Genomic DNA, 21,077 nt, shown 5'->3' on the forward strand with positions numbered 1-21,077 from the left:
ACGGCGCGGCGCCCGCCTTTCTTCGCCGTGGCGCCTCTCGTTCTCCTCCAGTCTTCCGACTGGCACGTCGGCTCGCCCCTTTCGGGGCGAGGCCTCGCGCTGACGGAGGAGTTTCGGACGACGCGCCGGGAAGAGGTCGACGCGGCGCCCGAGCGGCTCCTCTCGGCCTCTCGTGAAGTCCGGCCCGACGTCGTTCTCCTCCCGGGAGACCTCTGGGACGCCGAGAACGTGCCGCCCGCCCTCTTCCGCCGGCTCGTCGAGGCGTTCGCCGCCCTCGCCCCAATCCCGGTTTTCATCGCCCCCGGAAACCACGATTTCGCCGGGCCGGGAGGCTACTTCGACGACGCGTTTCTGGCTGCGCTGGGCCTCCCGGCGTGGCCGGGCAACGTGACGGCCTTCCGGGCAGCATCGTGGGAGACCCGGCCGGTGCCGGGGCGAGACGACACCACCGTGACCGGCAGGGCGTTCCTCTCGCCGCTCCTCGACGCCGGCCGTCCCCTCGACCCCCCGCCGGTCCGGCCGCCCGTCCGGTTCGCCCTCCTGATGCTCCACGGCTCGCTCGAGAGCTACCGCGGCCCGGATGCGCCGAACGGCGCGAAGAGAACCGCCCCCTTCTCGAAAGAGGAGCTCGTCGGGGCTGGTTTCTCCTGGGCGGCGCTCGGGCACCACCACCGTTTCGAGGTCGTCGAGCGCCCGGACGGGAGCGCGGCCGGTGCCTACAGCGGTTCACCAACGGGCCGGGGTCTCGACGAGACCGGTCCCCGGCACTTCGTGAAGGTGACGCTCGACGCCGAGGCGCAGCCGAACGTCGAGACGTTGGTGGCGGATTGCCGCCAGATCCTCGACGTCGCTCTCGAAGCGGGTGGGCGAGACGCCGACGGGCTTCGGGAGGCGGCGCTCGCGCTCCTGCTCGAGGCGGGTGCGGCACCGGGAGACGTCGTCCGCCTGACGGTCCGGGGCCGTCCGGCGGCGGGGACGCGCACGACCCACTCCCTGGCCGACCTGAAGGGGCTCGTGGCACACCTCGTCCTGCGGGACAGGACGATCAGCGAACCCGAGGCGCGCGCCGACCGCTCGACGGCAGAGGGGCGTTTCGCGCTCGATCTGGAAGCCCGGCTCGCCGCGGCGCCCGACGCCCGGTCGCGGCGCGTCGCCGAGCTGGCGTACGCGCTGGGCCGGGAAGCCCTGCTGGGACGGCTTCCCGTGCCGCCCCCGGCGGAGGACGTGTGAGGATCGAACGGCTCGTCGTCGAGGGATTCGGGCCGCTCGAAGGGGTCGATCTCTCGTGGGGAGAGGGCGAGCTCCTCCTCGTCCTCGAGCCGAACGAGACCGGGAAGTCGACCCTCTGCGAGGCGATCGTGGCCGCCCTCTACGGCCTGCCGAAAGGGCGGGCCGCGGGGGGGCGGTCGCGCGAGGCCCGCAAGCCCCGGAGCGGTGCTCCGAGCCGGCTTCGGCTCGACGTGTCGACCGGTTCGACGGGCACGGGCCGGTACACGGTCGAGCGGGACTTCGACGCCGGAACCCTGCGCGTCGTCGACCGGGACCGGGGCGAGGACCGGACGGCGGACTTCCTCCGGCCCGGGGGACGGGACGCCGTCGGCGAGAAGCTGACCGGCCTGACCGAGCCGCTCTTCCGGACGACGGCCTACGTCGGACAGAACGTTCTCGACGGTGACGCCCTCGACGCGTCACTCACGGTCGAGCTGGCCCGGATCGCCGATTCGGGGGGCGGCGAGGCCAGCGTCGTGAGGGCTCTTCGCCTCATCGACGCGGCACGCGCCCGGATGCCGGAAGCGACGACGGGCACCCAGGTCTCCGTGGAGACCGAGATCGTCCGGGCGGGACGCCGGGTCGAGGAGAAACGGGCCGAGGCGGTGCGGCTCGCCAGGTCGCGCGAGGCCGCCGTGGAGGCCGCAGAAAGGCTCGCGGCGCTGACGTCCGGGCGGGACGCGGCGCGCCGGGCCGCAGCGCTCGCCGAGGTCGCTGTCGTCGAGAGCGAGCGGCGGAGTCTCGCCGCCGAGATGGAACGCCGAGGGACCGACGGGCGGAGGCGGCTGGAGCTCGAGAAGGAAGCGGAGCGGCTCGGACGGGAGGCGGACATCTTCACCCCCGACGCGCTCGCCGCCGTCGACGCTCTCCGCGGGGCCCGCGGCGCCCGGCCGGAGGCGCTCGGGGCCGCCCGGAACGCCCTCGCCGCCGAGCGAAAGGCCGCAGCGACGGAGGACCGGGACCGCCGCCGTCGGGCGGGGGGCCTCGCCGAGCTGCCACCCGAGGGCCGGAACCGCCTCAGGACGCTCCTCGACGGCGCCATCGAGGCGACGCGGGCGGCGGAGGCCGCCGAGGAAGCGCTCGAAGCGGAGTGGGAGGAGCTTCGCCGCGAGGGTCTCGCAGAGGACCTGCGCCGGCTGGACGGGCTCGAGCCCGAGGATCGGGACTTCGTCACCTCCGCCGAGGAAGACCGGCAGGCCCTGGAGCTCTCCGGAGTACAGCTCGACCGCCGCGTCGCCGACGCCGGGGCCCGGGCCTCGATCGCCGCGGGCGAAAGGCAGGTCCTCGTCCGGAGGGCCCGGGCTCTCGTCGTGGGCGCAGCTCTCTTCGTACCTCTGGTCGCCCTGGCCTTCGTGAAGCGGGGGCGGTTCGACGACCCGCTCGTCCTGACCCTCGCGGTCTTCGCGTCGGCTCTTGCTCTTTACGGCGGGGTCGCGTGGGCGCGGGGGATCGGCCACCGGCGCGAGGACGAGCTGCGATCCCGCGAGGAGGAAGCGGCCGCACGGCTGGAGGCGCAGGAGGAACGGAGGCGGCTCTCGGACCTGAGGCGTCGTCTCGAGCAAGTCTCTCGAAGGGTGGGGTTCAAGGATGCCGCCGCGCTGGTCAAGGCCCAGCGGCGCGCCCGCGCGGCCGAGGAGAGGCGGCAGAGACTCGTGGAGAAACGGGTGCGGCTGCACGCGGCAAACGAGAGGCTCGAGGCCGTCGAACGCGGGCTGGAGCCGTTCCGCCCGGCCCTCGGCCTCGCCAAGGGCCTCCCGCCTCCGGACGAGTCGCGCCGGCTCCTGCAGATACTGGCGGACCTCGAGAAGGCGGACCACGCCGCCACGGCGCGCGAGGAGGCGGCGGCGCGCGACGAGGCGAGGCTGAAAGAGGAGGAGTCCGAGCTGGCCGGGATCGAGGAGAAGCTCTTCGAGCAGCTCGCCCGCCTGCAGGTGCCCATGGGACTCTCCCTCGCGGAATCCCTCCTCTTCGTCGAGGCGGGCCGGGCGCAGGCGGCGCGCCGGAAGGCGATCGTCGAGATCGAGCTTCCGGCCCTGTCGACGGCGGTCTCCCAGGGGGCCGACGTCGAGATCGCCGAGCGGCTCGGGCGTCTGGCGGCAGAAGTGGAGAGCCGCCTCGGGAGCATCGACGCCACGGTGCACGACCTGAGCGTCCCGCACGAGCCGGAGGAGGCCCGCAGGGTGGCCGAGGCCGCGAGGCAGAAGGTGGCACAGCTCGAAGCGGAGCAGCAGGCGGCCGAGAAGGACCTCGCGCAGAAGGCGTTCGAGGGGGGGGGCAAGGCCCGCGAGGTGGAGGAACAGCTCGCGGTAGCGGAGGCCGCCCGCGAGAGGGCCATCCTCTTCCGGGACGCGCTCGACGTGGCACGGGACGTCCTGGCGTCGGCGGCCACGACGACCTACGGCGACTTCCGCGGCGGGCTCGCCCGGGCCTCGAGGGAGATCCTCGCGGCCTGCCGCCTTCCGTACGAGGCGCTGGAGTTCGGGGAGGACCTCTCGGTGTCCGTGGTCGCTCGAGGAGGCCGGCCGGTGACCCGCGCGGACCTCGCCGCGTCGGTCTCGACCGGGGCCCGGGAGCAGCTCCACCTCGTGGCGCGGCTGGCCGCGCTCCGGCACCTCGGGACGGGTCCGAAAGGGCTCCCGCTGCTCCTGGACGATCCGCTCGTCGGGACGGACGACGACCGCTTCCGTGCCGTGCTCGGCTTTCTCCTCGAGGATCTCCTCGTCGACAGGCCGGCCCTGCTCGTGTCGTGCCACGTGGAGCGTCACGAGCGGTGGTGCGCGTCGCTGCCTCCCGCCCTCGCGTCGCGGGTGCGCCGGGTCCGGCTGCCGGGCCGCGCCGGCACGGCTGCGGAAGGGCCCACCTCGGCGGAGACCGGACCTGAATTGACGCCGCCGCCGGGCGGCGAATAGACTCCCGGCCTTGGCCCGGGCGAGCCGGGCCGATTCCAGTCGGTGGTCAAGGACTTCAGGAGGCGGCTGTCTCCTCGTCCGGACCGGTCCGCCTTCGGAGGTTGCGTTTCGTGAAAAGGCCTACAGGCTGGCGTCTCGCCGTGACGCTGGTCGTCCTCATCGGATCCATCGCGGCCTACGTCTACAGGGGCCGCGAGGCCCTCAAGAACAGCCCCACCGCGCCCCCGAACCCCGGAGTCGCCGACATCCTGAAGAACGGCCTGAAGCTCGGGCTGGATCTCAGGGGCGGCATCCACCTGGTCATGCAGGTGAAGGCCGAGGACGCTCTCCGTGCCGAGGCTTCGGATGCCGCCGAGCACCTGAAGACGGAAGCGGGCAAGCGCGGAGTCGCCATCGGGACCTTGAACCCGGCCACGGGCGCCGGATTCACGATCACGATGGGCGAGGGAATCAGCCCCGCGGCGGTCTCCGACCTCGTCAAGACCGCCCTCTCGCCGACCGACTGGTCCTCCGACCAGAGCGGCCGCGAGATGCGCGTCACGTTCAGGGACCCGGCACGGATGGAGATCGAGGCCCAGACCCTGCGGCAGGCCGTCGAGACGATCCGCAACCGCGTGGACGCCCTCGGCGTCGCCGAGCCGTCGATCCAGCCGCAGGGCGACGACCGGATCGTCATCCAGCTTCCCGGTGTCGACGACCCGGCCCGCGTCAAGGACATCATCGGCACGACAGGCCTCCTCGAGCTGAAGCTCGTCGACGTCAAGGGTGGGCCCTACTCGTCTCCTGAAGCCGCTGCGGCGGCCTATGGCGGGGCGATCCCGGCCAACCTGGAGCTCGTCGAAGGGAACTCGGAGGACACCGAGGCCCGGACGCGCACGACCGTCTTCTACGTCCTCGACCGGGCCGCCGCCGTCACCGGCCGCGACCTGAAGAACGCCCGGGTCGGGCAGGACAAGTTCAACCAGCCGGCCGTCGAGTTCTTCCTGAATGCCCAGGGCGCCGAGAAGTTCGGCCGGGTCACCGGGGACAACATCGGGCGCCAGCTCGCGATCGTCCTCGACAAGCGGGTCCAGTCGGCCCCGAACATCAAGGGCCAGATCACCGACAACGGGATCATCGAGGGCAACTTCACGGCCGAGCGGGCCGACGCCCTCTCCCTCGTCCTCCGGTCCGGCGCCCTCCCCGCACAGCTCGTCATCCTCGAGGAGCGGACGGTCGGCCCGTCGCTCGGCCTCGACTCGATCAAGCAGGGCGTCCTCGCATCCATCATCGGGATGGTCCTCGTCTTCGTCGCGGTCGTCGTCTACTACAAGCTGGCGGGCATCAACGCGGTCCTCGCCCTGACGATGAACGGGATCATCCTGCTCGGCGCAATGGCCTGGATCAACGCCACGCTCACCCTCCCGGGGATCGCCGGCTTCATCCTGACGATCGGCATGGCGGTCGACGCGAACGTGCTGATCTTCGAGCGGATCCGCGAGGAGCTCGACGGGGGCAAGGGCGGAAAGGCGGCGATCGACATGGGCTTCAAGAAGGCCCTCAGCGCGATCATCGACTCGAACCTGACGACCATCGCGGCGGCGGCCTTCCTCTTCCAGTTCGGCACGGGCCCCGTGAAGGGCTTCGCCGTCACGCTCATCATCGGCCTCTGCGCCTCCATGTTCACCGCCGTTTTCGTCTCGCGCCTCCTCTTCGACCTCGTCTACGGGTCGAAGGAGAAGGTCGAGGCCATCTCGATCTGAGGGACCCCGTGAGGCTGCTACAGAATCCCAACTTCGACTTCCTCAAGCTCCAGAAGCCCTTCGTCATCGGCTCGGTCGTCGCCGCGCTCCTCTCGGCCGGCGCGATCGCCACGAAGGGGCTGAACTGGGGCGTCGACTTCACGGGCGGCGCGCAGATCGTCTACGCGTTCCAGCAGAAGCCCGACGAGGACCAGATCCGCAAGATCGTGGAGGGGGCGAACGTCCCCGTCACGTCGGTCCAGCGCTACGACAAGGCCGAGAAGAACCAGGTCCTCCTCCGCGTCCCGATGGAGCAGAAGGAAGGGCGCGACATCTCGGGCGAGGTGACGCCCGCGCTCACGCGGGCCCTCTTCCCGAAGGGGCTCGAGGCGGGGGTCTTCGACCTGAACCTCAACGGCGCCGACCCGCTCTCCGCGAAGCTCCAGCAGGACGACCCGGAGAAGATGGCCGGCCGCGCCGACGCGAACCCGGGCGTCGAGTACGACCGGATCGCCCAGGCGATCATCGCGGCCCGCTCCGAAAACGGGACTCTTCGCGAGCGTCGACGCTGCCGCGGCGACGCCCGGCACCTCTCCGGCCGTCGCCGCCTGGCTGAAGGAGAAGACGGTCGCCGGGCCCGTGATGCTGATCAGCGCGGAATCGGTCGGGCCGGCCGTCGGGAAGGACCTCCGGAGGAAAGGGACCTGGGCGGTCGTCCTCTCCTGGGGCGCGATCCTCGTCTACGTCTGGTTCCGGTTCCGGTCCGTTTCCTACGGCACCGGGGTCGTCGTCGCGCTCGTCCACGACGCCTGGATCGCGCTCGGACTCTGCGCGATCTTCGGCGTGGAGATCTCGCTGACCGTGGTCGCCGCGTTCCTCACCCTCATCGGCTACTCGGCCAACGACACGGTCGTCATCTACGACCGGATCCGCGAGAACCTCGAGAAGCCGAAGAAGGAGCCCTTCGCGCTCCTGGTGAACCGGTCGATCAACGAGACGCTCTCGCGGACGTTCCTCACGGCGTTCCTGACGTTCCTCACCGTCGCCGCCCTCTTCTTCTTCGGCGGCGAGGTGATTCGCGGCTTCGCCTTCGTCCTCTTCGTCGGCATGTTCATCGGCGCCTACTCCACGATCTTCATCGCGGCTCCGTGGGTCGTGAACTGGGAGACCTGGAAGGCGAAGCGCGCCGCCCGGCACCCGGCCTCCGTGCCGGACGCGACGAAGCCGGGCAAGGCCGTAGCGAAGGGCCGCTGACGACCAGGCCTCGCCGGGGCCGCGCCTTTTCGGCGCGACCCCGGCGGGACCGCTCCCGCGCCCCCTCCCGCTTCCGCCGGAGCACCCGATGACGCCCGTCTCCCTTTTCCCCTTCGCAGAGACCTGGTGGGTCTACGGCGTCTTCGTCCTCTTCGTTCTCGGGATGCTCGCCCTCGACCTGGGCGTCTTCCACCGCAAGGCCCACGCCGTGGGCTTCCGCGAGGCGGCCGCCTGGAGCGTCGCGTGGGTCTTCGTGGCGATGTGCGTCGGCGCGGTCCTCTACCTCTGGGCTGCGGCCCGCTTCGCGGCGGATGCACGCCTCCTGGCGGTTCCCGGGTTTCTCCCCGACGCGGCGGCGCGGCAGGTCTTCCTCGAGTACCTGACCGGGTACCTCGTCGAGAAGGCGCTCTCGGTCGACAACATCTTCGTCTTCGTCGTCCTCTTCAACTTCTTCGGCGTGCCCGCCGCGTACCAGCACCGCGTCCTCTACTGGGGAATCCTGGGCGCCCTCGTCTTCCGGGCGATCTTCATCGCGCTCGGGGCGCTCCTCCTCCAGTTCCACTGGGTGATGTACGTCTTCGGCGCGTTCCTCGTCGTCACGGGGATCAAGATCCTCTTCAGCCCCGACAAGCCGGTCGACCCCGCCGACAACGTCGTTCTGAAAGCGCTGAAGCGGTGGATCCCGCTCACGCACGATCTCCACGGTCCGCACCTCTTCGCCCGCGAGGGAGGACGCCTTCTCGGGACGCCGCTCCTCCTCGCGCTCGTCTTCATCGAGGTCTCCGACGTCGTCTTCGCGATCGATTCGGTTCCCGCGATCTTCGCGATCACCCGCGAGCCGCTCGTCGTCTTCACGTCGAACATCTGCGCGATCCTGGGCCTGCGCGCGCTCTTCTTCCTCCTGGCAGGCGCGGTCGGGAAGTTCCACCTGCTCAAGTACGGCCTCGGCTCCGTCCTGATCTTCGTCGGGCTGAAGATGGCCTGGCTGAACGAGGCCTTCGGCGGCAAGTTCCCGATCGCCTGGTCGCTCGGAATCATCGCCGCGCTCCTGGCGGCGTCCATCGGCCTCTCGCTCGTCTTCCCGCCGCGCGAGGAGCGCGAGGGCTGAAAGCCCTCGCGCCGCCGCTCAGACGAACTTCAGGACCAGGAACCCTCCGACGAGGAGGACGAGGAAGGCGAGCGCCGCGAGGTCGAAGTTCTTCTCGAGCGTCCGGCGGATCGCCGGCCCGAAGAGCCGCAGGAGCCCCGCCACGAGGAAGAAGCGGGCTCCCCGACCGACGATGCTGACGAGGACGAACGGCACGAAGGCCATCCCCGTCGCGCCGGCCGCGATCGTGGCGACCTTGTACGGGATCGGCGTGAAGGCGGCCGCGGCGAGGAACCAGATTCCCCACTCGCCGTTGTAGAGCTCCACGACCTTCGACCAGTGGTGCTGGGCGTTGTAGAAGTTCACGATCGCCTGGCCCGCCGTCGCCATCAACGTCAGGCCGATGACGTAGCCCCCCATCGCCCCGAGGACCGAGCCGACCGTGCAGAGGGCGGCCGCCCGGATCCAGAGCAGGGAGGACGACGCGACGATGGCGATGAGGAGGACGTCGGGCGGGATGGGAAAGACCGACGACTCGGCGACGGCGATGAGGAAGAGAGCCACGAGCGCCTGCTTCGTGTCGGCCCAGTGCATCGTCCAGTCGTAGAGGGACCGGAGCCATCGCCGGGGCGCCGCGAGCGCGCGCAGGACGGGGCTGGCGGAAGGGGCGGGAGCGGGCCCGGAAACGGGGTCAGGGGTCGGTGCCGACATCCGGCGGAGGTTACCCGAAGAGGTCCTCGCGCGCGCGGGATGGGCGAGCCGCCATAATCCGGACGTGCTGAGGTTCGAGGACATCCTCGACGCGGTCGAGAGCTACCTGCCGGGGGCGGACGAGGACCTCCTGCGCCGGGCGTACATCTTCTCGGCCCAGGCCCACCGGCACCAGCTCCGCTCCTCGGGGGAGCCGTATCTCGTCCACCCCATCGGCGTGGCAATGCTCCTGGCCGAGCTGAAGCTCGACGAGGTCTCCGTGGCCACGGGACTCCTGCACGACGTCCTCGAGGACACCAAGACGACGAAGGAAGAGCTCGCCACCCTCTTCGGGCCGGAGGTCGCCGAGGTCGTCGACGGCGTCACGAAGATCGGCCGGTACGCCTACACGTCGAAGGAGGCGCAGCAGGCCGAGACGTTCCGGAAGATGCTCCTCGCGATGACGGGCGACCTCCGGGTCATCCTCGTCAAGCTCGCCGACCGCCTCCACAACATGCGGACCCTCAGCCACCTGAGGGAGGAGAAGCGGCGCGCCATCGCGGCGGAGACGATGGAGATCTACGCGCCGCTGGCGAACCGGCTCGGGATGGGCCGGATCAAGGGCGAGCTCGAGGACCTCTCCTTCCGATATCTCTACCCGGACGAGTTCGCGGCCCTGTCGGCCGCGGTGGACGAAAGGATGAAGGCCTCGGGGGCCGCGATCGAGAAGCTGCGGGAGGAGATCTCGGGGAAGCTCGCGGAGGCGGGAATCCCGGCCGAGGTGTCGGGGCGGGTGAAGAGACTCTGGTCGATCCGCCAGAAGCTCCTCCGCCAGTCGATCCCGCTCGACCAGCTCTACGACGTCCTCGCCTTCCGCGTCCTCGTCGACTCGCTGCGCGACTGCTACAGCGCCCTCGGCATCGTCCACCAGGCCTGGCGGCCCGTCCCCGGCCGGATCAAGGACTACATCGCGATGCCGAAGCAGAACTTCTACCAGTCCCTCCATACCACGGTGATCCCCGAGGGTGAGCCGCCGTTCGAGATCCAGATCCGGACGCGGGAGATGGACCTCTTCGCCGAGCAGGGAATCGCGGCCCACTGGAAGTACAAGGAGGGGCGCGGGAGCCGCCGCGTCGACGAGCAGGGGATCGCGGCGATACGCCAGATCCTCGAGACGACCCGCGACATCGCGAACCCCCGCGAGTTCCTCTCCTCGCTCAAGATGGACCTCTACGCCGACGAGGTCTACACGTTCACGCCGAAGGGTGCGGTGTACTCGTTCCCGCGCGGCGCCTCGCCGGTCGACTTCGCCTACCGGATCCACACCGACGTCGGCCACCGCTGCGTCGGCGCGCGGGTGAACGGGAGGCTCGTCCCGCTCCGGACGCCCCTCGTGAACGGCGACATCGTCGAGATCCTCACTTCTCCGGCGTCGCAGCCTTCGCGCGACTGGCTCGCGTTCGTCGTGACGTCGCGCGGGCGGAACAAGATCCGGGCGTTCCTCCAGACGAAGGAGAAGCAGAAGTCGATCGAGATCGGGCGGAGGTTCCTCGACAAGGAGCTGAAGAAGGTCAAGCGCACCTTCGGCAAGCTCGTCGACGCGAAGGCGTTCGACGCCGTGCTGCCTGAGCTCGGCGTGGCCCGTGTCGACGACCTCCTGGCCGAGATCGGGTACGGCAAGATCCCGCCGCGCGTCGTCGTCCAGAAGCTCTTCCCGCAGGAGGAGCCGTCGGGCGACAAGGCTGGCCCCTCACGCACCGAAGCGCTGAGGAAGGTCGTCAGGAAGATTCTCCCGATCGGCGGGACCGGGATACTCGTCCGCGGAGAGAACGACCTCCTCGCGACTCTCGCGCGATGCTGCCGTCCCGTGCCCGGGGAGGAGATCGTCGGCTACGTGACGCGCGGCCGCGGGGTGTCGGTCCACTCCGCTGCCTGCCCGAACGTCCGCAACCTCCTGTTCGACCCGAGCCGCGAGATCGAGGTGGAGTGGCACGCCGCCAAGGACGCCTCCTTCACGGTCGACTTCGAGGTTCAGGTCGAGGACCGGCCGGGCATCCTCGCGCGGATCACCCAGGTCATCTCGGACGCCGGCTCGAACATCGAGGCGATCGAGGCGCGAACGAGCCCGGGCAGGACGGCCGTCATAGAGGGGAGCGCCACGACGCCGGACCGCCGGCACCTCGACAAGCTCCTCCTCGCGATCCGGGCCGTCCCGGGAGTCACGACCGTGAGACGGAAGTTCAACGTTTCCCGGCTCGGTCCCCGCTGAGCGGGGGCCGGCGCGGCGCCGGGGCTCACGCCCCGGGCGCGGGCCGGGACGTCAGCGGACGACCTTGGTGACCTTGTCCGACCGGAGGCACCGGGTGCAGACCGTGACCCGCTTCGAGCCGCCGGGGACCGCGGCGCGGACCTTCCGGAGGTTCGGGCGAAACTGCCGGTTCGTGACGTTGTGGGCGTGGCTGACCCGGTGTCCGGCGACCGGGGACTTTCCGCATACTTCACACATCTGGGGCATGGGGCGGCTCCCTCTGAATCCTGAACGCGATTTCCGGCGGCTTCCGTCCCCGTTCACAGGAACGAACCCGGTCCGCCACCGGAACTGCGACTTATAGCGCCCCGCGGATTCCCTGTCCAGTGGCCATTTGGACTCTCCGAGTCCTTGACAGTATCGGCGGACCCGCGCAACATAGCGCCCACAAAGGCTTTACTCAGCTCGTGCCAGGGCGTCGCGTCGGTTCCGGAACGTAGAGGGAGGGAGACCGCACCGTGTTGTTCCGCAAGGCCAAGAACCTCGTCGGTCTCGACATCGGCTCGTCCGCCGTGAAGCTGGTCGAGCTCAAGGCGGGCAAAGAGGGGAAGTTCCAGCTCGTCAAGGCGGGCCTCGAGAACCTCTCCCCCGAGGCGATCGTCGATGGCGCGATCATGGATTCCTCGCTCGTCGTCGAGACCATCTCCCGTCTCCTCGCTTCGACCGGGGTCAAGAACGCGAACGTGGCCGTCTCCGTCTCGGGCCACTCGGTCATCGTCAAGAAGATCCAGCTCCCGACGATGCCCGAGGAAGAGCTCTCCGAGTCGATCCGGTGGGAGGCGGAGCAGTACGTCCCGTTCGACATCAACGACGTCTACCTCGACTACGTCGTCCTCGACCCGGGCGCGCCGGGGGAGACCATGGGTGTTCTCCTCGTGGCCGCCAAGAAGGAGAAGGTCGACGACTACAAGAACGTCGTGACCCAGGCCGGTCGGACGCCCGGCCTCGTGGACGTCGACGTGTTCGCGCTCCAGAACTGCTACGAGGTCAATTACGGCCTCGATCCGACCCGCGTCGTGGCCCTCCTGAACATCGGTGCCTCCGTCATGAACGTGAACATCCTCGCGAGCGGCCAGACGGTCTTCTGGCGCGACATCACGTTCGGCGGCAACCAGTTCACGGACGCCCTGCAAAAGGCCTTCTCGCTCAACTTCGAGCAGGCCGAGGCGCTGAAGAAGGGGGAGCCCGTCGGCGGACAGTCCGCCCAGAGCATCCAGCCGGTCCTCACCGGCGTCTGCGAGGACGTGGCGGGCGAGCTGCAGAAGACGATCGACTTCTTCCACGCCACGTCCGGCTCGGACAAGGTCGACACGATCGTCCTTTCCGGCGGCGGCTCGCGGGTGACCCAGCTCGACGAGGTGCTGAAGGAGAAGTTCGGCCTCCCCGTCGAGATCATGAACCCCTTCCGCTCCGTTACCGCCGACGACCGCGCCGTCGACCCGGCGTGGCTGTCGGAGAACGGTCCGTCGCTCGCGATCGGCGTCGGGCTCGCCGTGCGAAAGCTCGGCGAGTGACGGAGGAGGCCAAATGATCAAGATCAACCTCCTCTCCGAAGCCAAGCCCGCCAAGAAGAAGCGGGGCGTCTCCGCACTCGGTGGGGCGGGCCGGCTGAACCTGTTCCTGATCCTCGGGGGGCTCCTGCTCGGGCTCCTCGTCGTCGGCGTCCAGTGGTGGGTCGAGTCCTCGCGGCTCAAGGAGCAGGAAGAGAAGAACCGGCTCGCGCAGCAGGAAGTCACCCGTCTCGAGGCGGTGCTCAAGGAAGTCGCGGACTTCGAGGACAAGAAGGCCAAGCTGCAGAGGAAGGTCGACCTCATCAACTCGCTCAAGGCGAGCCAGCGGGGTCCCGTGCGCCTGATGGACGAGGTCTCCAACGCCCTTCCGGACCTCCTGTGGCTCGAGAGCATGGAGCTCAATGGCAACCAGATCTCCATCGACGGCAAGGCGCTCAATCCGCCTGCGGTCGCGAACTTCTTCACGAACCTCAAGCTGGTGCAGGCCTTCCAGGAGCCGAAGCTGACGGTCCTGGCCGCGGCCACCGCCGGATCGGCGAACCTCTACAACTACGAGCTCTCGTTCGTCTTCGCGGACCTCGACCGGACCCAGTTCGAAACCGCCGCCGCACCGGCGTCCGGCGCCGATAGTCCGGCAACTGCCGCGCCCGCCGTGCCTGCCGCGCCTGCCGCGCCTGCCGCGGGGAACTGAGGGGGTAGGACGTGGCGATCGAACTGAAGCAGCTCGAAGACAAGCCCTGGTACTACGGCCTCCTGATCGGCGTCGCCTTCGCCGGGGGTCTCTGGGCCGTGGCGAACTGGCAGTACCCGAACTTCACCGAGATGCAGCGCCGCCTCGCCAGCCTGAAGGTCGAATACGGTGCGCTGCAGGAGAAGATCGAACGAGGACGGGTCGCCGAGCGGCGCCTCCCTCAGCTGCGTGAAGAGGTCCGGCGGATCGAGCTCGACCTGAACCGGCTTCTCGAGATTCTCCCGACGAAGCGGAACACGGAAGAGCTGATCAAGAAGATCGAGGCCCTCACGCGGCAGGGAGACTTCTTCCTGAAGAGCTTCTCGCCGAAGGAGTACGTCAACAAGGACTTCTACGCCGAGTGGCCAATCGAGATCCAGCTCGACGGGACGTACCACAACCTCGCGCTCTTCTTCGACAAGATGGCGCGCTTCTCCCGGATCATCAACGTCGAATCCCTGGTCCTCACGGGCTATTCCGACGCGAGGCTCGGTCGCACCCTCGCTGCCACCTTCGTCCTGAAGACCTTCATCTATCTGGGCGACCAGCAGGCGGCGCCAGCGGCCGCACCTGGGGCCGCTCCGGAGGGCGCTCCCGTCGGGGCCATCCCGGCCGGGACGAACTCCGGGGGAGGCGAGTGATGCGACGAACCCTCCTGGCCAGAGTCCTGCCCGGCTTTGCGCTGGTACTCGGCCTCGTTCCGCTGCGGGTTCTGGGGCAGGTCCCGGCCGCTGCTCCTGTGCCGCCTCCGGCCGAAGCGGGAATCGCCGTGCCGGTTCCCGGCGAGCAGGACTCGTCGACACCGGCGTACGCCTACGAGATCCGGGGGCGGAGGGATCCTTTCCGCTCGCTTCTCCTCAGGACCCAGGACGACAAGGACCGGCAGAGACCTCCCGGGGTCGCCGGAATGCTCGTGGAGGAACTGGAACTCCAGGGGACCATCCGGACCCGTCAGGGCTGGATTGCGATGATGAGGGGCGGTGACAACCGCTCCTACCTCCTGCGGAAGGGGACGACGGTATTCGACGGCGAGGTCATGGAGATCGGCCCGACCGAAGTCGTCTTCCGGCAGAACGTCAACGACCCGACGAGCCCGAAGCCATTCCGGGACGTCGTCAAGGCCCTGGCCCTTCAGGCGAAGCCGTGAGCGAAGGAAGATCGATGAGGACCAAGACCATCCGCCTCGAATCCCGGCAGCCCTTGGGCACCTCGAACCTCGCGTGGGGAGGAACCATGTTTCGAACTGGAAGGTTCTCGGTACCCGGGCTGGCGGGAATTCTCGCTGCGGCCCTCGTGGCCGCGGGCTGCTCCTCGCAGGGCGGCCCTGCCCTCAAGGCGGAACCCGTCGCGTCTGCGGCCGGGAACTCGACCCCGGTCGAACTGACCGGCGCCGCGCTCCTGATCGACGGCGACGCTCCGCGCCTCGTGCTGACCGCCGAAGGCCCGCTGCGGCCGATGGTGTACGCGCGGGAGGGATCCAGGACCCTCGTCGTGGACCTGCCTGGCACGGTCGTGAGGTCGGGTCTCGAGCCTCCGCGCGCCGACGGCACGCTCCTCACGCACCTCGACATGCGGTCCTTTACGGAGCTCGGCCAGCCCCAGGTCCGCTTCGAGTTGACGGGGCGTGGTGCGCTGGATTCGAAGATCTCGGGGGATCCGTCGTCGCGGGCGATGTCCGTGACCTTGATTCCTCGAATCGACGAGCCGGTCGTCGCGCAGGCCGGAGCGAGCGGCGAAACGCATCCGGAACTGGTCGAAGCGCTCCCGGAGCCGTCTCCGGTCGTCGCCGCCTCCCCGATGCCGGTCGTCGCCCCGGCAGCGGGACGTACCGAGCCCGTCGTGGTGGCCCAGCACGCGGCGGCCGGTCGACCGGCGACTCTCCTGGCGAAGGTCGATACCCGGCGCGTGGACGGTTCGCTCTCGGTACGGCTGGAAGGCGATGGCGAGCTTTCGTACGAGGCGTTCACTCTTTCGAACCCGGCCCGTTTCGTTCTCGACCTGAGTGGCGTGCGGAACGCCTCGAAGTTCCGGGCGCAGGACGTGGACTCCGGCGGCGTGACGCGCGTGCGGGTCTCGCAGTTCCGGACGGAGCCGACGGCCGTTACCCGGGTCGTCTTCGACCTCGCGGAGGAATCGCTCCCGACGCTCCGGCAGAGCGGCTCCGGGATCTCGGTCTCGTTCCCCGGAAAGTCGGAGGCCCCGGTCGCGCCCGTCCGGATCGCCGCGGGAGCAGCTGCCCCGGCCGCCCCGGTTCCGGCAGCTGGTTCCTACGAAGCGCACGAGGCTGACGACTCCGATCAGCCGATCGTGGCGGAACAGTCGCCGTCGCCGGCCGCCGTGGCCGAGACCGTCGTCGAGCCTCCGGTGGTCGTGCCGGAAACGGTGACCGCCCCGGTCGTCGTCGCCGATGCTTCCTCCCCGGCTCCCGAGGAGCCGACGATCCCCGCCTTCCAGCCGGCCCCGGCCGCGTCCGCACCGGAGCCCGTTCCGACGGTGCCGGTGATCTCCGCTGCACCGGCGGTCCCTGCGCCGGCGAGCCTTCCCGAGACGGTCGCCGTTGCCTCGCCCGAGATCGCCGTGCGCCCGCCTGCCGCACCCTCCCGGGCTGCCCGCAAGCGTGTCGCCGCCGACGACCACGCCCTGCTCGAAGCGGCGGAGACGCTCGCCGTCCAGCAGGAGAAGGACGCCCAGCCGAGGGACATCTCGAACCCGTTCGAGTCCCGGGCCATCGGCCAGACCGAACGGCAGTACACCGGCGAGCCGCTGACGCTGAACCTCAAGGACGCCGACATCAAGGACACGCTCCAGAAGTTCAGCGAGCTGACGAACCTCAACATCGTCCTCGATCCGGACGTCCGCGGGACGGTCACCGTCTCCCTCACGGACATTCCATGGGATCAGGCCCTCGAGCTCATCCTCAAGATCAACGGCCTCGGCTACGTGCTCGAAGGCAACGTGATGCGGATCGCCGGAACGCAGAAACTGGCGAGCGAAGAGGCCGGCCGGCAATCGCTGCTCAAGGCGCAGGAGAACAACCGTCCCACCAAGACGGTCATTCAGAAGCTCTCGTACGCGACGGCCGATGCGGCCGCCACCACGGCGAAGAAGGTCATGTCCGCGAGGGGGGACATCTTCGTCGACAGCCGTTCGAACCTCCTCATCATCAGGGAGCTTCCGGAGTACCTCCCGACCGTCCTCGACCTCATCAAGAGCCTCGACACCGCCGGTGCCGCAGGTCATGATCGAGGCCCGGATCGTCGAGGCGACCCGGACGTTCAGCAGGAGGCTCGGCATCGCCTGGGGCTTCAACGCGGTCGCGGACCAGACGACCGGGAACACGACCGGGATGGTCTTCCCGAACAACGGATCGGTGACGGGAACCGTCTCGCTGCCGAACGGCAACGAGATCCTCCGGGCCAGCCTCGGAAACGTTCTCGATACCTTCCGCCTCGACGTCGCGCTGAGCGCGGCCGAAGCCCGCGGTCTCGTGAAGATCGTCTCCTCGCCGAAGATCCTGACGCAGACGAACCGGGCGGCCTCGGTGCAGTCCGGCTTCCAGATCCCGGTCCAGACGACCGTCAACAACACGACGACGGTCCTCTACATCGACGCGACCCTCCGGCTCGACGTGACTCCGCAGATCACCGCGGAGGGAACGGTCATCCTCGAGATCAAGATCCAGAGGCGAGAGCCCGCCCCCGGCGCGAACGTGACGGGCGGCCAGAACGTGCCGCTCATCACCCGCGACGCCGAGACGACCCTCATGGTGCGCGACGGCGGGACCGGCATGATCGCCGGCATCTTCAAGCTGACGGCCAACGACGGACAGACCATGATCCCGGGCCTCTGGAAGATCCCTCTCCTCGGGGGCCTCTTCCGGAACAAGACGACGACCGAGGAAACGGATGAGCTCATGATCTTCATCACGCCGCGCGTCATGAAGGCGCTCTGAGGCCGGGACACGGAGCCGAAGATGAAGAACCGAAACGCCATCGCCGCCGCCCTTCTGGCTGGAGTCCTTTCCGTGGCCGGCTGTTCGTCCAACTCGCAGGGGGACGACGCCTCGCCCGTCTTCCTCTCGGTTTCCTACAATCTCCTTCCGGAGGCGTGGAACGTCGGGAGCGGGGCGGCGCTGCAGTTTGAAGAGACGGAGCTCAAGTCCGTCCTGAAGAACCCCACGGGCGGAACGTCGAGCTTCCTCGATACGCGACTCGACGACTACGTCGTCGAGTGGCAGCGAATCGACGGAGGGACCAAAGTGCCCGAACCGGAGACCTTCGGCGGCAACGTCCTGGTCCCGGCAGGCGGAACCTCCTCCCTGACGAACTATCCCTACATGTCGAGAACGGCCCTCCTGAGGGCGCCGCTCGACCAGCTCCTGCCGTTCAATGGCGGGATCGATCGGGAGACCGGCCGAAGCGAGATCCGCTGCCGGGCGACGGTGACCTATCGTGGACGGACGCTCTCCGGCCAGCCCGTACGGGGCGTCGGGTTCCTTCGGCATGACGTTTCTCTACAGCGCCGCGACCCAGAACGTCGTCGGCCGGGTGAATTGAGGACCGCATGACGAAGGTGCGTGGAATCTCCGAGGTGAAAGCGATGCGCCGAACCCTCCAGCCCCTCCTCGCAGTCGCGGGACTCTCCCTCCTTCTCGCCGGGTGCTCGGGTGAGTCTCCGACGTCGCCCAAGCCGCCCACTGACGGCGGCGGCAACAACGGCACGTGTACCGTGACGATCGCCCTCGACGCCACTTCGGTGACGCCGATGGCAGGGACGGCGATCATCGTCCGCGCCACCGTGAGAAAAGGGGGGGCGCTCGTACCCGATGGGACGTCCGTCCTCTTCACGACCGATTTCGGCTTCTTCCTCGAGACGGGCCTGACGAGCGTCTCGAAGGTGACCCAGAACGGCTTCGCCGACGTCACCCTCGGGGCGACGTCGTCGGGCCTCTCGAAGATCAAGGCGTCGTTCGAGTGCGGCTCGGCCGAGAAGTCCATCCAGTACCAGCCGGTACCGACGAACGGGCCATTCATCTCCTCGATCGATCCGACGATGGGAACCTGCGCGGGCGGGGACACCGTGACGATCAACGGTGGCCGCTTCGGAACGAGTACCGAGGGCGTCCAGATACTGTTCGGCGGGCAACCCGCTTCGGTGCAGACCCTGTCCGACAACAAGATCGTCATCCTCACGCCGGCGCGGACGCTCGCGAATCCGCAGGTCCCCGAGGTCGTGGACGTCACCGTTCGATTCTTCGCGGGTGACATCCCGATCGGTTCGGTGACTGCGGCCCGGGCGTTCACGTACTACTGCGTCGATCCGAACCGTCGCATGACGGTCACCGCGCTCACTCCGATCTCCGGTCCCCCCGAAGGTGGCCAGCAGGTCGTGATCACGGGAACCAATTTCCTCCCGAGCGCGACGAGCTCGACGGCGACGACGCGCGTGACGTTCGGCGGCGCGCCCGCCTCCGTCGTCGCCGTCACCAACACGGAGATCACCGTCACCACTCCGCGTCGCATCCTGGCGAACCCGGCCGTGCCGGAGACCGTGGACGTCTCGGTGACGGTCGACCTCGGCCTCGTATCGGCGCAGAGCGGAATCCTCCCGCAGTCCTACACGTATCGGTCGGGGGGGAGTGCCGGACAGTGTGTCGGCGCGGCCGGACTCTTCGTCGCCACGGTCCGGCCCGAGAACCCGACCAACGCCGGTAACCCGGATGGCGGAGACATCGTCGTCATCTCCGGAGGTGGGTTCACGTCCGGCGGATCGAGCACCACCCTGGACCGGACGGACGTCTTCTTCGGCGGAAGTCAGGGAGTCACGCTGAGCGTGTCGGACAACGAGATTCGCGTGTCGACACCTCGCCGGGTCCTGACGAGCCCGGACCGTCCCGATACGGTTTCCGTGAAGCTCATCGTCGATGCCGGCGGCCCGAACGAGGCCTGCGTCGAGTCGGTCGGGGCGTACACGTACTTCCCGGGCGGATTCCTCGAGCCGGTCATCACCTCCATCTCACCGTCGACGGGCCCGAACGATGCCTCGACGAGAGTCACGGTCTTCGGGAGGAACTTCGCGCTCCCCATGCAGGTCTTCGTGGGTGGCGTCGAGGCCTCGGTCGTCGAGATCCGGGCCAGCGAGATCATCTTCCTCACGCCGATGGCGACCGGACCGAACAGCGCGCTCGCCGGTCAGACCGTCGACGTCGTCGTCCGGAACCCGTATACGGGTCGGGACACGACCAGCCCCGTGCAGTTCCGCTATTACGCCTGCCCGACGATCAACACCATCGTTCCGGTGACGACGCCCTGGAACCAGTCGACCGTCGTCACGATTACCGGGCAGGCCTTCGAGGAACCGGTCGAGGTCACCTTCGAATCGGACACCCTCCTGATCCGGCCGATCGTCACGTCCGTGTCGTCGTCCCTCATCACCGTCGTGATGCCCGCCATCGATCCGGGTCTCGGTGGTGCCGGGGGCTGCGAGAACGTGGTGGGAGAGTTCCGGGTCCGCTTCCCGTCGATTGCGTGTGACGAACCGGACACAGACACGAGGACCTTCACCTACAGCGTCAACCCGATGACGGCCGTCAGCGCCTCGCCCACGCAGCTGAACCAGGCGGGCGGTCCGGTTGGGTCGCCGCAGACCATCCCGCTCACTATCACGGTCGTCGGGACCAACTTCGTCGATCCGATGACGGTCGAGGTCTACGGAGGTGCCGGAGCATCGATCCCGGTCAACAACGCCGTCGTCGCGAACTCCGGGCAGCTCACCTTCACGGCGCCCGCCGTTCCGGATTCGGCGCTCAACACGCAGCCGTGCGTCCCGTCCGGCGGAACCACCGTCACCGGTGTCCGCAACGTTCCCACGTCGTTCGGCATCCGGCTCCGCAACGCGCGGACCGGCTGCACGGTGGACCTGCCGAACGTCCTCATCTACAACCCGTTCGATACGACGTGCCGCGTCGCGGTCGCGGTCACGACGGCCACCCTGCCCACCGCGACGCTCTGCCAGGCCTATCCGGGCGCCACGGCGACCGCCTCCGGCGGCACGATTCCCTATACCTGGTCCGCGACCGGGCTTCCGCCCGGCATGATCATCGACGCCCTGACCGGGCAGATTACCGGGACGCCTCAGCTCGCGACGGCCGGGACCGGAGGCACGACCGCGATCTCCGTGACGCTGTCCGTCACGGACGGGACACCGTCAACCGCATCGCGTACCGTCGGGATGCAGGTCATCGACCCGAACGGACCGTTTGGCGTCACGGCTCCGCCGCCGGCCACCATCGGCACCGCAGTCGGCGCCGCGATCGGAACGTTCACGGCCACGCCGAATCCGACATCCGCCTCGTTCAACCCTGTGAACTGGGCCGTCGTCGGGGGCACGGGAGCTGCCGGAGTCAACCTGGTGGCAACCGGACAGACTTCCGCAATGACCTCCAACGGGACCCTTCCCGTGAGCGCCACCCCGTATACCGTCCAGGTGCGCGCTACCGACACTCCCTCGTGCAGCGGTGCCGCACATACGGCAACGGTGACGTACACCTTCACGGTGCAGTAGCACCGCGCCGACGACGTCAACGCAGCGGGCCGCCT

The 21,077-nt window shown here is 69.0% G+C and carries 15 protein-coding genes and 4 pseudogenes; 17 read left to right on the plus strand and 2 right to left on the minus strand.

Translation table 11 applies throughout. The features are described from left to right. The first annotated feature begins 27 nt into the window (after positions 1-27). The 6 genes and pseudogenes from IPN03_12760 to IPN03_12785 all read left to right on the plus strand — a co-directional run bounded on the left by IPN03_12760 (position 28) and on the right by IPN03_12785 (position 8,261). Positions 28-1,230, plus strand: a complete 1,203-nt coding sequence (locus IPN03_12760; protein ID MBK9374565.1) for a DNA repair exonuclease — start codon at positions 28-30, stop codon at positions 1,228-1,230. Further along, entirely contained in the window at positions 1,227-4,178 is a 2,952-nt protein-coding gene (locus IPN03_12765) for an AAA family ATPase (protein ID MBK9374566.1), read from the plus strand. Before IPN03_12760 ends, IPN03_12765 begins: the two co-directional genes overlap by 4 nt. Positions 4,179-4,288: 110 nt before the next feature. Then, entirely contained in the window at positions 4,289-5,920 is a 1,632-nt protein-coding gene (gene secD, locus IPN03_12770; GenBank protein ID MBK9374567.1) for a protein translocase subunit SecD, read from the plus strand. Beyond that, a pseudogene (locus IPN03_12775) lies at positions 5,827-6,096 on the plus strand (hypothetical protein). Before secD ends, IPN03_12775 begins: the two are co-directional and overlap by 94 nt. 442 nt (positions 6,097-6,538) lie before the next feature. Beyond that, entirely contained in the window at positions 6,539-7,153 is a 615-nt protein-coding gene (gene secF / locus IPN03_12780; protein MBK9374568.1) for a protein translocase subunit SecF, read from the plus strand. A gap of 88 nt (positions 7,154-7,241) precedes the next feature. Continuing rightward, positions 7,242-8,261 (plus strand): TerC/Alx family metal homeostasis membrane protein, encoded by a 1,020-nt coding sequence (locus tag IPN03_12785; GenBank protein MBK9374569.1) that lies wholly within the window; start codon positions 7,242-7,244, stop codon positions 8,259-8,261. Between the two features lie 18 nt (positions 8,262-8,279). Here IPN03_12785 and IPN03_12790 read toward each other — a convergent pair whose 3' ends face one another. Continuing rightward, on the minus strand, positions 8,280-8,834 hold the full coding sequence (locus IPN03_12790; GenBank protein ID MBK9374570.1) for a DedA family protein: 555 nt from the start codon (positions 8,832-8,834) through the stop codon (positions 8,280-8,282). Positions 8,835-9,015: 181 nt separating this feature from the next. On the opposite strand from IPN03_12790, the gene IPN03_12795 reads away from it, so the two are divergent. Then, a complete protein-coding gene (locus IPN03_12795) occupies positions 9,016-11,199 on the plus strand; it encodes a bifunctional (p)ppGpp synthetase/guanosine-3',5'-bis(diphosphate) 3'-pyrophosphohydrolase (protein MBK9374571.1) in 2,184 nt (727 codons plus the stop codon). Between the two features lie 51 nt (positions 11,200-11,250). On the opposite strand, the gene IPN03_12800 is transcribed toward IPN03_12795, so the two are convergent. Next, a complete protein-coding gene (locus tag IPN03_12800) occupies positions 11,251-11,445 on the minus strand; it encodes a 50S ribosomal protein L28 (protein ID MBK9374572.1) in 195 nt (64 codons plus the stop codon). A gap of 254 nt (positions 11,446-11,699) precedes the next feature. On the opposite strand from IPN03_12800, the gene pilM reads away from it, so the two are divergent. The 10 genes and pseudogenes from pilM (at position 11,700) to IPN03_12850 (ending at position 21,042) form a co-directional block, all read left to right on the plus strand. After that, the gene (pilM, locus tag IPN03_12805; GenBank protein MBK9374573.1) at positions 11,700-12,752 is read left to right on the plus strand and encodes a type IV pilus assembly protein PilM; all 1,053 of its coding nucleotides are present in this window, start codon (positions 11,700-11,702) and stop codon (positions 12,750-12,752) included. 13 nt (positions 12,753-12,765) lie between these two features. Beyond that, entirely contained in the window at positions 12,766-13,440 is a 675-nt protein-coding gene (locus IPN03_12810; GenBank protein ID MBK9374574.1) for a PilN domain-containing protein, read from the plus strand. A gap of 11 nt (positions 13,441-13,451) precedes the next feature. Beyond that, positions 13,452-14,120, plus strand: coding sequence for a type 4a pilus biogenesis protein PilO (gene pilO, locus IPN03_12815; protein MBK9374575.1), 669 nt, complete (start codon positions 13,452-13,454; stop codon positions 14,118-14,120). Beyond that, complete coding sequence (locus tag IPN03_12820; GenBank protein MBK9374576.1) at positions 14,120-14,626, plus strand: hypothetical protein; 507 nt, start codon at positions 14,120-14,122, stop codon at positions 14,624-14,626. The genes pilO and IPN03_12820 overlap by 1 nt, the downstream gene beginning before the upstream one ends. Positions 14,627-14,640: 14 nt before the next feature. Next, positions 14,641-15,660: pseudogene (locus IPN03_12825) on the plus strand (AMIN domain-containing protein). 189 nt (positions 15,661-15,849) lie between these two features. After that, positions 15,850-16,446 (plus strand): annotated as a pseudogene (locus IPN03_12830) (secretin and TonB N-terminal domain-containing protein). After that, positions 16,438-16,707, plus strand: a pseudogene (locus IPN03_12835) (hypothetical protein). Before IPN03_12830 ends, IPN03_12835 begins: the two co-directional pseudogenes overlap by 9 nt. Positions 16,708-16,717: 10 nt before the next feature. Then, on the plus strand, positions 16,718-17,431 hold the full coding sequence (locus IPN03_12840) for a hypothetical protein (protein ID MBK9374577.1): 714 nt from the start codon (positions 16,718-16,720) through the stop codon (positions 17,429-17,431). Between the two features lie 21 nt (positions 17,432-17,452). Further along, entirely contained in the window at positions 17,453-18,046 is a 594-nt protein-coding gene (locus IPN03_12845) for a hypothetical protein (GenBank protein MBK9374578.1), read from the plus strand. Between the two features lie 32 nt (positions 18,047-18,078). After that, entirely contained in the window at positions 18,079-21,042 is a 2,964-nt protein-coding gene (locus IPN03_12850) for an IPT/TIG domain-containing protein (protein MBK9374579.1), read from the plus strand. The last annotated feature ends 35 nt before the right edge of the window (positions 21,043-21,077 follow it).

The sequence above is a fragment of the Holophagales bacterium genome (genome assembly GCA_016719485.1).
GTDB lineage: Bacteria > Acidobacteriota > Thermoanaerobaculia > UBA5066 > UBA5066 > UBA5066.

Bases quoted from the DNA above. Each gene is read 5' to 3' on its own strand.
- IPN03_12785 (MBK9374569.1), top strand. From the start codon at position 7,242: ATGACGCCCGTCTCCCTTTTCCCCTTCGCAGAGACCTGGTGGGTCTAC.
- IPN03_12790 (MBK9374570.1), bottom strand. From the start codon at position 8,834: ATGCACTGGGCCGACACGAAGCAGGCGCTCGTGGCTCTCTTCCTCATC.
- IPN03_12800 (MBK9374572.1), bottom strand. From the start codon at position 11,445: ATGCCCCAGATGTGTGAAGTATGCGGAAAGTCCCCGGTCGCCGGACAC.
- IPN03_12810 (MBK9374574.1), top strand. From the start codon at position 12,766: ATGATCAAGATCAACCTCCTCTCCGAAGCCAAGCCCGCCAAGAAGAAG.
- IPN03_12820 (MBK9374576.1), top strand. From the start codon at position 14,120: ATGCGACGAACCCTCCTGGCCAGAGTCCTGCCCGGCTTTGCGCTGGTA.
- IPN03_12840 (MBK9374577.1), top strand. From the start codon at position 16,718: ATGATCGAGGCCCGGATCGTCGAGGCGACCCGGACGTTCAGCAGGAGG.
- IPN03_12845 (MBK9374578.1), top strand. From the start codon at position 17,453: ATGAAGAACCGAAACGCCATCGCCGCCGCCCTTCTGGCTGGAGTCCTT.
- IPN03_12850 (MBK9374579.1), top strand. From the start codon at position 18,079: ATGCGCCGAACCCTCCAGCCCCTCCTCGCAGTCGCGGGACTCTCCCTC.